This window comes from Ewingella allii, from assembly GCF_044430645.1.
Classification (GTDB): Bacteria; Pseudomonadota; Gammaproteobacteria; order Enterobacterales; family Enterobacteriaceae; genus Ewingella; species Ewingella allii.
Map to the genome: position 1 here is coordinate 24,396 of NZ_JAWUDN010000010.1, position 12,580 is coordinate 36,975.

Genomic DNA, 12,580 nt, shown 5'->3' on the forward strand with positions numbered 1-12,580 from the left:
CTCCTCTGAGTTCGTAAATAAGGCAGCAGCTTGATCTTTAGCTGAAACACAGATCTCTTTTATACCGTCTAAGGGCCATGAAATATTTAGGTCTGGATCCGACCACAAAATGCTTCGCTCGACTTTAGGGTTATAATAGCTGGTTGCTTTGTAGGCGAATTCAGCATGATCACTTAACGTAATGAAGCCATGTGCAAAACCTTCAGGAATCCATAGCTGTCGTTTATTTTCAGCAGAGAGATTAACTCCCACCCATTTTCCGTAAGTAGGTGATGATTTTCTTATATCTACGGCCACGTCAAAAACTTCACCAGCGATACATCTGACTAACTTTCCTTGTGCATGTGGTGAGAGTTGGTAATGCAGACCACGCAAGACACCTTTAATTGATTTGGAATGGTTATCTTGTACAAACTCAACATTTCGACCTGTCGCTTCTTGGAATACCTTCATATTAAAGCTTTCAAAGAAGAAACCTCGTTCATCCCCAAATACCTTCGGTTCAAAAATTATGACATCTGGAATATCTGTATTTATAGCATTCATAATTTAATGACCTTTAACCATTTTCAGTAAATATTGACCATAATCATTCTTAGATAGTGGTGCAGCTAATTTTTTGATTTGCTCAGCATCAATAAACCCCTTCCGAAATGCAATTTCTTCAGGACAGGCAACTTTAAGGCCTTGGCGTAATTCAATGGTCTGAATAAAATTACTTGCTTCAATAAGACTCTGATGCGTCCCAGTATCTAACCAAGCATATCCGCGCCCCATCATCGCAACGGACAATCTCCCTTGTTCAAGATAGATACGGTTTATGTCAGTTATTTCATATTCTCCACGCGGAGAAGGCCTTAGGCTTTTCGCCATTTCGACTACACTATTATCATAGAAATACAGGCCGGTTACTGCGTAATTACTTTTTGGGTCTAATGGCTTTTCTTCCAAAGAAATCGCTTTGCCCTGTTTATCAAACTCTACAACCCCATAACGTTCTGGATCATGTACATGGTATGCAAAAACAGTGGCTCCCGACTTTTGTGCAACAGCATTTTCTAGCTGCTTTTGTAAATCATGGCCGTAAAAAATATTATCCCCAAGAACTAAAGCACAATCGTTATTACCAATAAAATCTTCCCCAATTACAAACGCCTGAGCAAGCCCGTCAGGACTTTCCTGAATTTTATACTGAAGATTTATTCCCCATTGGCTACCATCACCTAAAAGTTGCTCGAAGCGAGGTGTATCTTGTGGGGTACTGATAATTAGAATATCTTTTATCCCTGCTAGCATTAATGTGCAGATTGGATAATAGATCATAGGTTTGTCGTAAATTGGCAATAACTGTTTACTTACGGCCATAGTTACCGGATATAGTCTAGTGCCCGAACCGCCTGCCAAGATAATACCTTTACGTGAAGTCATAATTTATTTCTCAATGTTTGTTAATGCACTTTATTCAGAACTTTTATGGATTTTAAGATTTTGTAACTGAAAAATATTCATCCAGCATACGATACAAGCCTGACTCCCAAGTTGGGAGTGTAAGTCCAAATGTATTTTGGAATTTACTAGTATTTAATCTTGAATTATGTGGACGGCGAGCAGCCGTATTATAAGCAGAGCTAGGGACTGGATTCGTTTTTTTCACAGCTAATTCTAAGCCAGCTTTTTTGGCTTGTGAAATTACTACATTGGCGAAATCGAACCAGGTCGTCGTTCCTGATGCAACTAAGTGGTAGAGTCCAGCAACTTTTGGCTCACGAAGTGCGGTTATTATTGCATGGGCAGTGCAATCTGCTAATAATTCGGCGCTAGTAGGCGCACCGTATTGGTCATTGATGACAGATAACTCTTCTCTATCTTTTGCCAAACGCAAAATTGTTTTAGCAAAATTATTACCTTTACCTGCATACACCCAGCTTGTACGAAAAATCAAATGCTTTGGACAATATTGCTGAATAGCTATTTCGCCAGCTCGTTTAGTTTCTCCATAAATATTAAGAGGTCTTGTCGCATCCTCCTCTTTCCAGGGTATATCACCATCGCCGGGGAATACATAGTCAGTTGAATAGTGAATTAGCCATGCGCCAATTGATGCGGCTTCTTTAGCTATAGCCTCAACTGAAGTTGCATTTAAAAGTTGAGCATACTCTTGTTCACTTTCGGCTTTGTCAACTGCAGTATGAGCAGCGGCATTAACAATAATATCGGGTTTAATTAGTCGAACAGTTTGGGCAATGCCTTCTGGGTTGCTGAAATCTCCGCAATACTCTTCAGAGCGAAAATCTACAGCAATCACATTACCTAGAGGCGCAAGGGCACGTTGCAGTTCCCAACCGACTTGCCCTGTTTTTCCGAAAAGCAGGATATTCATTATTTACGCTCCGAATAATTCTGCTCAATCCAAGACTGATAAGATCCACTTTTGACGTTTTCAACCCAAACACTATTGGTCAAATACCATTCAACCGTTTTACGGATACCGCTTTCAAAAGTTTCAATTGGTGTCCAACCTAGTTCTTTGCTTATTTTATCGGCGTCGATTGCATAACGACGATCATGCCCAGGTCTATCAGCGACATAGGTTATTTGTTCTCGATAAGATTGTTCTTTAGGAACAATTTCATCCAAGATGTCACAAATAGTCAGCACGACATCAAGATTTTTCTTCTCGTTGTGGCCGCCAATATTATAAGTCTCACCAATTTTACCTTCAGTCACCACGGCATAAAGCGCACGGGCATGGTCTTCAACATAGAGCCAATCGCGTATTTGATCGCCTTTACCGTAGATAGGTAGGCTTTTACCTTCCAACGCATTGAGAATGACTAAAGGAATCAGCTTTTCAGGGAAATGATATGGACCATAATTATTTGAACAGTTTGTGACAATGCAAGGCAAACCGTACGTACGCTGCCAAGCACGGACTAAATGGTCACTAGATGCTTTAGACGCAGAATAAGGGCTGCTAGGGGAATACGGTGTTTTTTCGGTAAATAATGGTAATGCATCAGTGCTTTCACACTCATCTGGATGAGGTAAATCACCATACACTTCATCCGTTGAGATATGATGAAAACGGAATAAAGATTTACGCGCCGCTTCCAACGTTGACCAATAAGCACGGCACGCCTCTAGTAGAGTATAAGTTCCAACAATGTTAGTACCAATGAATTCTGCTGGCCCAGTTATAGAACGGTCAACATGACTTTCAGCCGCTAAGTGCATGATGGCATCTGGCTGATGTTGTGTTAAAACCTTCGCAATAGCATCTTTGTCACAAATATCGGCTTTAACAAACGAATAACGCTCACTTTTAGCCGCTTCACCCAACGATTCAAGATTTCCTGCATAGGTCAACTTATCAACATTGATTACACTATCATTAGTGTTGTTTAGGATATGGCGCACAACAGCCGAACCAATGAAGCCGGCACCGCCGGTAACTAGAATTTTCACCTATATTATCTCTCTTTAATTTATAACTATTCTATGGCTCAGAAGGTTTTAATATCATTTCAGTGATAACAACAATGAAATGATTTTTAATAACACTTTAATAATGATTATTTACAATTGGTTCATTCACACTTTGATTTTCTTGACAGCTTATTAATTGACAATACGAATACCACGAAACACATGACAAACAATGCTAAAATACCAAGCTGAGATGCATTAATCTGGTTTGCAACAATACCAACACCTGAGAAACCTATAGAAATAGCCAGGACTATTATTAATGCTGTCGAATGCTTGAAACCATATTTCAATAATATGTGATGTAGATGCTCACGATCGGGTTTAAAAGGGCTATCTCCTCTCCTCATCCGAGATATCATCACTCTTACCATATCCATTAGAGGTACAGAAATCAGCCATAACGCTGTTACTGGGTGGATAACAGCATCTGGACCTTGTGTAGCAACAACAAGTAGCCAGATCATGGTAAATCCTATAAGGGTACTTCCCGCATCCCCCATAAATACTTTGAATTTGCGGCCCCAAGGCACACCAAGATTTAATAAAATATAAGGAATGCAGGCGATCATCAAACAAATACACCATTCTGCAAGTTCCGTTCTACCATGTAGATAAAATACAATTCCCAGAGATGCAAAGCTGACACAAGATAAAGCACCAAGTAGTCCATCAATCCCGTCAACCATATTAAATGCATTAATAGCACTTATTACAGCTAAAACAGTAATAAAATACCCAATAAATCCTAGCCTTATTTCATATCCAAAAAATATATTTCCTAACGTAGCCAAATAAAGCCCGCTATACATCATAATTATTGCAACTATGACTTGTAGTAAAAGTCTTGGCCTTACTGGCAAATCAAAACGATCATCTAATACACCTACTATAAGAAGCATGCTTGAACAAATAATGTACACAATAAAATTTGGAAACCAAGAAGGCTGCAGTAAAAAAAGCACCCAAATGGATATATATATTGAGACCCCACCCACTAATGGTATATGTCCATCATGATGTTTTCTTGCATTAGGCTTATCGACCAACCCCACCCTTCGTGCTACTTTTCGTGCAACAAACAACGTGGCTAACGCGCTGAAAAATATGATGATATATTCTTGCATGACTGCACCATGTTAAATCTGATTTGTAATTGGAACTACTTCATTTTTTAAAAACCCGAAACATTATGATTTCATAAAATCCATTAACGGGAGTTCTGACTAAATCCATTTTTCAGCCAGTAATAAATGAAATATTCAAATTATTGAATGTATTTTCATTGTCTTAAATGTAGCTGTTATCCAACCCTTTAGACGCCTGCGTATACTTGTTAATCAAAGAGAAACACTAGGCACGCTACCGCCCTTGGCTCTTAAGCTACCAATGCACTTGCTCATAACACCATGATTAAATGTCGAAGTCCTGCTGTATCTAAAATCTTGTACAAATGAAACTGAATATCTGAAAAGTAAACTTGCGGTAAGAATTTTACCCTTAACATCACTTATAGCAAGTCGCAATTATCCTAAATATCACACAATTAGGCTATTAGTAGGCGTCTCTTTTAGTGAAAATAATCATAGATACTGAATGAAAAAGCACCATGTATATGGTGCTTTGAATATTATGTGAGACCAGTGATTACTTAGCGGTAAACTCTTTCAACCAAGTCTCAAATGCTGCGCCCTGCGAAGGATGGCGGATGCCATACTCAACGAAGGCTTTCATATAACCCAGCTTGTCGCCACAGTCATGTGAACGGCCAGTCATGGTGAAAGCTTCTACCGTTTTCTTCTTCATGAGCAATGCGATAGCGTCGGTCAGCTGAATTTCGTTGCCCGCGCCATAAGGGGTGACTGCCAGCAGTGGCCACAAATCTTCGGAGAAGACATAACGCCCTACTACTGCCAGATTAGATGGGGCATCTTTCTGATCGGGTTTTTCGACGATTGCGGTCATTGGTGCGCTTTCGCCTGGCTCAACTTCAACGCCGTTACAGTCAACGATACCGTATTTAGACACATCTTCTTCCGGCACTTCTTCAACCATAACCTGGCTGTTACCGGTTTCTTCGAAGCGACGCAGCATGGCTGCAAGGTTGTCTTTACGCAGATCGCTTGTTGAGTCATCCATCAGAACGTCTGGCAGAATGACGGCGAAAGGAGAATTGCCGATCAGTGGTTTTGCACACAACACAGCGTGGCCCAGGCCTTTTGACTGCCCCTGACGCACGTTCATGATAGTCACGCCTTTCGGGCAGATTGACTGAACTTCTTCCAGCAGCTGGCGCTTAACGCGCGACTCGAGCATGCTCTCCAATTCAAAAGAGGTATCGAAGTGGTTTTCGATCGCATTCTTGGAAGAATGTGTAACCAAGATGATTTCTTTAATACCCGCAGCGGCACATTCGTTCACAATGTACTGGATAAGAGGCTTGTCTACGATCGGCAACATCTCTTTGGGAATCGCTTTGGTTGCTGGCAGCATGCGTGTGCCAAGACCGGCAACAGGGATAACAGCTTTTAACATTGTAAAGGATACTCCTTGAAACCAATAGTTTGGAAGTTCAGCCAGTCAGAATATTAGCACTCATCTAGCTCACTGCACTGAAACCGTTTAGCAATTCTGTGTCGTTCCACGTGATCCCACTAGTATAGACCTTCAAACCTTAACGGGGGAGCACATAAAGCTAATAAACACCGATTTTTAACTTGGTGATACGATACCAGTAAGCTTTCCCAAACGGTAAGCGAAACGCTGAATTTTAAGAATGTTTCCCTCGTTCGCGTTTTTTCTAACCGATTCTTGATGATTTATGAGCCATTCATAAACCTTATATCAACGTACTCTGCCTCTGCAGTAACCTGATGGATGATACTCGCCCTACTCCGCAGGTTGGGAAAAGTTGAGTTTTCACGCCATGCCACCCATCATTCACATGTAACTCACGTCATTAAACCTAAAGGTAAAAAATAGCTATGGAATGGATCGTCGATCCGTCAATTTGGGCCGGGCTCGCTACACTGGTCATTCTGGAAATTGTTTTAGGCATTGATAACCTGATATTTATTGCCATTCTGGCGGATAAACTGCCTAAGCGGCAGCGTGACAGGGCGCGCGTGACGGGCCTGCTGCTGGCGCTGGTAATGCGTTTACTGCTGCTGGCGTCCATATCTTGGCTGGCTACCCTCACCCGCCCCTTGGTCAACCTGTTCTCTCATTCGTTTAGCGCTCGCGACATCATCATGCTGCTGGGTGGGATTTTCCTGCTGTTTAAAGCCACGATGGAGCTTAACGAACGGCTAGAAGGCAAGGATGAAGAACATAGCGCGCAGCGTTCCGGGGCGAAGTTCTGGGCAGTCGTCGCGCAAATTGTGGTGCTCGACGCGATATTCTCCCTCGACTCGGTGATCACCGCCGTCGGCATGGTTGATAACCTGGCAGTGATGATGGCGGCGGTGTGTATCGCCATCCTACTGATGCTGCTCGCCAGCCGGCCTCTAACCCGTTTTGTCAATGCTCACCCCACTATCGTCATTCTGTGCCTGAGCTTCCTGCTGATGATTGGTTTTAGTCTGGTTGCCGAGGGCTTCGGATTCTATATCCCGAAAGGCTACCTCTACGCGGCGATTGGCTTCTCGGTGATGATTGAGGCCCTGAATCAACTGGCGCAGTTCAACCGGCGACGATTTCTCTCATCCAGCCGCTCTTTGCGAGAAAGGACGGCTGATACCGTACTGCGGGTGTTGCGCGGTAAGCATGAAGAAGCAGAACTCGACACACACTCTTCCAACATGATTTCAGATATCGAGGGCAACGAAATATTTAATCAGCAAGAACGCCATATGATTGAGCGCGTTCTTGGGCTCGCCCAGCGTAGCGTCAGCAGTATCATGACCTCCCGCCACGACGTTGATAACCTCGAGTTGAATGACCCCGTCGACGTATTAACCCAGCAAATAGCCGACAATCAGCACACCCGCATTCTGGTCACTGAAGACAGTTCCACCGACGAGCCTCTTGGCGTGGTGCATGTTATTGACCTGCTCAAGCAGCAGTTGCTGCAAAACGAGTTAGACCTTAAGGCGCTGATTCGCCAGCCGCTCATCTTCCCGGAGCAACTCTCCCTGCTAAAAGCGTTAGAACAGTTCCGCCTGGCGAAAACCCACTTTGCCTTTGTTGTCGATGAGTTTGGTTCCGTTGAGGGTGTGGTGACGCTGACTGACGTGATGGAAACCATTGCCGGTAATCTGCCGGAGAACCATGAAACCGCAGACGCAGATGATGATATTGAGCAACGCGAAGACGGTAGCTGGGTGGTGAGTGGTTCCATGCCATTAGAAGACGTCGTGATGCACATTCCCCTCTCTATGGAAGAAAAGCGCGACTACCACACTCTGGCCGGATTGCTGATGGAACACGCTCAAGTGGTTCCACAGGAGGGTGCCAAACTGACTATTGGTGATTATCAGTTTGAAATTCTGGAAGTGAATAGTCATCGCATATTAAAAGTCAGGGTCACACCCCTTGCTCCACCCAATAGTGATGATTACGAGGTCTAATTCCTGCGAATTTTAAATACAAAAAGGGCCTCATCATGAGGCCCTTTTACGTTTTGCTAGCTTGTTATCCCTTCAATTACTTATTGATAATGGATTTCAGCTCTTTGTTTTCTTTGGCGTTCTTGTTTTTATCAATCCAATTTTGGATAGCGCTTTTAGCTTCATCTTGTAACTGGTTGCGCAGGATCTGATCTACCTGCAGCTGATAGTTCAACTGCGACCAAGGGCCATAGACTCGCAAAGGCACGTCGGTATTTTGCAATCGCTGAATAAGATTATTGTTACCTTTCCAGCCGCCAGTCACCCGCACACCAAGCGTCAAATCACACTGCTTATCAGCAAAGTTAATCTTGCCATCGCCTTTGGCATTTAACATTTCAGACTCAGCCATCAGATTGGATAGCGTCAGCGTCCCCTTGCTCAGCACACCCTCTGCCTGCAGCGACTGTATCTGCGTGTAATGGTCATAGCGTTCCAGACCCTGCACGCTGTTGTTGTTACGGGCAATCGCTTGTTGCACTAATTGCTGAATATTCATGCCGTTAAGGCGCGCATCGTCCATCGACATATGCATTTTACCCGCCCAGTTATGGCTGAAATCATACGACGATAAACCGCTGCCATTGACCGCGCCGCGCAGGGTGAATTTCCCCGTGAGCGCTTCAGGCAGGTCGTAAGCGACCAGCAACTGACCCAGTTCGATGTTATTCACAATCGGCTGCAGGTTGATTTTCGCCAGCTTGCCGGTGACATCCATACTGCCTGGCAGAGAGAAATCGCCCGATGCCATTTTGCCACTCAGGGTTTGCAGATTAACTTTACCCTGCTGATTAGTAGCCAACAGCTGGAAGTCTTGAATTTTCAGGCCGCGATAAGTGAGATCGGCCACCTTCAGCGCGACATTTGCGTTAAAGCTGTTGAGAATACTGAAGTTATTCGGCTGGTCGCTAACATTGCGCGCGATAACCGGCGCAGAAGTCACGGCGCGAGCCGCCTGAGACGTTTGATCCGGCGTTTTCGGCTGCCAGCCTGATAAAGCGTCAAGGTCCAGCTTGGCGGCATCCAGGTTAACCTGATAATCGCCGGTATCGGACAGGGTCGCCGCCGCGTTGCCGCTCAACTGATTATCATTGGCCGTCAATGCTAGCTGGCTGAGGGTCAGGCGCTGCGTGTCGCGATGATAGTTTGCCTGCATGGTTCCTGAACCCTGCAAACCTTTCGCCGGAATATCCGCGCCACTCAGCTGATAGCTAAATTTATTAATATCGGCGGAGAACTCTTGCGGATACTTTTGCATATCCAGGTCGGCAGACATGGAGAAGGCGAGATCGCGCTGATTACGATTAATGCGGCTGGAAAGCTCAAGGGTTGCCTGACGATGCGCATTTTGCTCAAGCTGCATATTAATGTCGCGCACATTAATTTGGTCGTTCTCACCGCGCTGCCAAATCAGCAGGCTGTCCGCCACGCTGATTTTATCAATATCAAATTTCCAGCCAGCTTCTAATTCAGAAGGAGGCTGAACCGTTGATGTCGGGGCTACAGGAGCATCCGGCACGTCGGCTTCGCTGTCCGGTGTTAATCGCACCACCGCGTTTTTCAACATAACTTCGCGCACGGCTAACTGATGGGAAAGCAAAGGCCAGAGTTTGACATCAAGACGCATGTTTTCCGCAGTGACCACCGGCGCTTTCGCACCCGGCGCAGTCAGCGACGTTTGGCCGGCGATAATGCTTAACTGAGGCCAAACGTGCCAGCGTAAATCACCGCGAATCGCCAGTTGATAACCACTTTTCTGCTCGACACGGTCTACCATGTACTGGCGGAAATCGTTGGGATTAATTAAAAATACCAGCGAGGTCATTCCTGCAATAATCACCACCAGCAATATAACCAGCGTTGTCAGTAGTCTTCTCATGCCTTCCTCTTGCCCTTTTACCCACAGCAACTCGGGTAAAGACCTGAATCAGTCTTTGTCGATACGGCTTGCAACTGCACTCTGCTGGTCGCGATATTTCGCATCCTGGCGGCTGTTATAAGGACGAGCAGCGGGGCCAGAAAGCGGCTCGAAACTCAGCGCGCCGATGAGCATGCCCGGACGCAATGCCAGAGGCAACTTACCTGAATTATAGAACTCCAGCACGATTCGGCCTTTCCAGCCCGGATCGATACGATGAGCCGTTACGTGAACCATCAACCCTAGTCGAGCAAGTGAAGAACGTCCATCCAACCAGCCAACTAAGTCATCGGGAATAGAAACGGTTTCGAAAGTCACGGCCAGCGCCAGCTCGCCGGGATGCAGGAAAAACGCCTCGCCTTCTGGCAAAACGATTTCGTCACTCATGACTTTATCCAGCGCGGCGCTGACTTCATCTTTCGGGCCACTAAGATCGATAAAACCAGCGTTATGCCCTAAAAAGACGCGGAATCCATTTCCCAGCCGGACATCAACCGTTGCCCCGTTGATTCGTTCGATGGGAGGGCGCGGGGAAATCGCTAACTTTCCGCTGTCCAGCCAGGCTTCGATGTCTCGATCGCACAGTCTCATCGTTTCTCTCTCCGTGTTGTTACTGCTGAAAATGGTCTGGTGAAACCTTGGCCATTAATTGAAGAACTGACTAATTTTCGCTTTAAGAATATCAATTGCAATTCGGTTTTTACCGCCACGAGGGACGATGATATCTGCATATTGTTTAGAAGGTTCAATGAATTGCAGGAACATTGGGCGAACCGTTTTCTGATACTGCGCCATGACGGAATCCATCGAACGACCACGCTCGTTGACGTCGCGCTTCATACGGCGCATTAGGCAGATGTCCAGCGGCGTGTCGACGAAAATCGAGAAGTTCATCTCTTGACGTAAACGGACATCGGTCAGCAGCAGAATGCCCTCTAAAATGATCACTTTCTTGGGCTTCAGGGTCACCGTTTCACCCAGGCGGGTGTGTTCGATAAAGCTGTAGCTCGGCAACTCAATAGCATGCCCTGCTTTTAGGCTCTGCAGGTGTTGGAACAATAAATTGTGGTCCATGGCGCTGGGATGGTCATAGTTGGTTTTAACCCGCTCCTCCATGGTCATGTGGCTTTGGTCTTTATAGTAGCAATCTTCTGGAATAACCCCGATGTGTTCATCACCCACCTGATCACGAAGTTCACGATATAAGGTACTGGCAATGAGGCTTTTTCCAGAGGCAGATGCGCCAGCGATACCTACGATGACACACTGATGGTGCTTGTCAGACATAAAATTAAAGACCTGATTTGGAAGTTTGAAGGGCAAGCACGGGGACGGTGCTTTGATCGCGCCAATTATAGGTACAACACCTTGCCGATGCCAGCATTTAGGACGGTAAACTCTGGCATCGGGCAATTATTAGCAGACTTTGGACGTTAAACCGCCCTGAAGGCGATTTCTGTCGGGATAGCATCCCCTCGCCAATAGAGCTGAGCAGCGATGCGCGCAGCTAACTGACGATACATTAAGGTAAATTCGCTCTGGGGGTTGGAGACCACCGTCGGCTCGCCGCGATCCAAGTCTTCGCGCAGTGAAATGTGCAGCGGCATTTGGGCCAAGAGTTCGCAGCGATATTTCTCTGCCAGCTTTTCTGCACCACCGGTGCCGAAAATGGGCTCATGATGCCCGCACTGGCTACAAATGTGCATGCTCATGTTTTCGATAATGCCCAGCACCGGCACTTTCACTTTCTCGAACATCACAATGCCTTTCATGGCGTCGAGCAGCGCGATGTCCTGCGGCGTGGTCACCACCACGGCGCCCGTTACAGGGATATTCTGCGACAGGGTCAGCTGGATGTCGCCAGTACCCGGCGGCAGGTCAATCACCAGATAATCCAAATCCGGCCACAGGGTATCTTGCAACATCTGCATCAGCGCTTTGCTGGCCATCGGGCCGCGCCATACCATGGCATTGTCATCCGTCACCAGATAACCAATGGAATTAGTCGCCAGCCCGTGAGCCATGATCGGTGCCATATGCACGCCGTCAGGCGAGGTTGGGCGTTCGGACTCGGTACCCAGCATGTTAGGCACCGACGGACCATAAATATCCGCATCGAGGATGCCCACTTTGCCGCCTTCGGCCGCCAGCGCCAGCGCGACGTTTACCGCCGTGGTGGATTTCCCCACCCCGCCCTTGCCGGAGCTGACAGCAATAATGTTACGCACACCTTTGATGCCCGGCTGATCGTTGGCGCGGCGCAGCGTGGCGACGTCATGACGCAGCCGCCATTCAATCGCTTTCGCCCCGGTCACGCGCAGCAGTTCAGCGCTGGTTTGCTCTTTCAGCGCATCAAAGCCGCTCTGCCAGACGAAAGGCAGAGTTAAATCGAGATGCAGCACGCCGTCCATCAACGCGCAGTGGTGCACGGCTTTGATCGACACTAAATCTTTTTGCAGGGTGGAATGAGTAAAAGTGGACAGTACGCTGGCCACCAGGGCGCGTAGCCCCTCGGGGGATTGAGATGTCATCCCGGCTCCTTGAAGCATGTTATTAAACGACATTGATA

General features: G+C 46.3%; 10 protein-coding genes and 1 pseudogene. 1 reads left to right on the forward strand and 10 read right to left on the reverse strand.

The features are described 5' to 3' along the window. Positions 1–15: 15 nt before the first annotated feature. From rfbC to galU, 6 genes and pseudogenes are all read right to left on the reverse strand, one after another. Positions 16–546: pseudogene (rfbC, locus tag SBO83_RS18395) on the reverse strand (dTDP-4-dehydrorhamnose 3,5-epimerase); the annotation flags it as partial. 3 nt (positions 547–549) lie between these two features. Further along, positions 550–1,428, reverse strand: coding sequence for a glucose-1-phosphate thymidylyltransferase RfbA (gene rfbA / locus SBO83_RS18400; RefSeq protein WP_396132486.1), 879 nt, complete (start codon positions 1,426–1,428; stop codon positions 550–552). 52 nt (positions 1,429–1,480) lie between these two features. Continuing rightward, positions 1,481–2,380, reverse strand: coding sequence for a dTDP-4-dehydrorhamnose reductase (rfbD, locus tag SBO83_RS18405; protein WP_396132487.1), 900 nt, complete (start codon positions 2,378–2,380; stop codon positions 1,481–1,483). Further along, positions 2,380–3,465 carry a dTDP-glucose 4,6-dehydratase gene (gene rfbB, locus SBO83_RS18410; RefSeq protein ID WP_396132488.1) on the reverse strand — a complete coding sequence of 362 codons (1,086 nt, stop codon included), beginning with the start codon at positions 3,463–3,465 and terminating at the stop codon, positions 2,380–2,382. The genes rfbD and rfbB overlap by 1 nt, the downstream gene beginning before the upstream one ends. 122 nt (positions 3,466–3,587) lie before the next feature. After that, positions 3,588–4,613, reverse strand: a complete 1,026-nt coding sequence (wecA, locus tag SBO83_RS18415; RefSeq protein ID WP_396132489.1) for a UDP-N-acetylglucosamine--undecaprenyl-phosphate N-acetylglucosaminephosphotransferase — start codon at positions 4,611–4,613, stop codon at positions 3,588–3,590. Between the two features lie 520 nt (positions 4,614–5,133). Next, positions 5,134–6,021, reverse strand: coding sequence for a UTP--glucose-1-phosphate uridylyltransferase GalU (gene galU, locus SBO83_RS18420; RefSeq protein WP_353501815.1), 888 nt, complete (start codon positions 6,019–6,021; stop codon positions 5,134–5,136). A gap of 449 nt (positions 6,022–6,470) precedes the next feature. On the opposite strand from galU, the gene SBO83_RS18425 reads away from it, so the two are divergent. Further along, the gene (locus SBO83_RS18425) at positions 6,471–8,054 is read left to right on the forward strand and encodes a TerC family protein (protein ID WP_396132490.1); all 1,584 of its coding nucleotides are present in this window, start codon (positions 6,471–6,473) and stop codon (positions 8,052–8,054) included. Positions 8,055–8,130: 76 nt separating this feature from the next. Here SBO83_RS18425 and asmA read toward each other — a convergent pair whose 3' ends face one another. From asmA to apbC, 4 genes are all read right to left on the reverse strand, one after another. After that, positions 8,131–9,972 (reverse strand): outer membrane assembly protein AsmA, encoded by a 1,842-nt coding sequence (gene asmA, locus SBO83_RS18430; protein WP_396132491.1) that lies wholly within the window; start codon positions 9,970–9,972, stop codon positions 8,131–8,133. A gap of 48 nt (positions 9,973–10,020) precedes the next feature. Next, on the reverse strand, positions 10,021–10,602 hold the full coding sequence (gene dcd / locus SBO83_RS18435) for a dCTP deaminase (RefSeq protein WP_034789874.1): 582 nt from the start codon (positions 10,600–10,602) through the stop codon (positions 10,021–10,023). Between the two features lie 54 nt (positions 10,603–10,656). Further along, positions 10,657–11,298 carry a uridine kinase gene (udk, locus tag SBO83_RS18440; RefSeq protein ID WP_353501812.1) on the reverse strand — a complete coding sequence of 214 codons (642 nt, stop codon included), beginning with the start codon at positions 11,296–11,298 and terminating at the stop codon, positions 10,657–10,659. A gap of 146 nt (positions 11,299–11,444) precedes the next feature. Further along, positions 11,445–12,542: an iron-sulfur cluster carrier protein ApbC gene (apbC, locus tag SBO83_RS18445; protein ID WP_353501811.1), complete on the reverse strand. Its 1,098-nt coding sequence runs from the start codon at positions 12,540–12,542 to the stop codon at positions 11,445–11,447. Between the last annotated feature and the right edge of the window lie 38 nt (positions 12,543–12,580).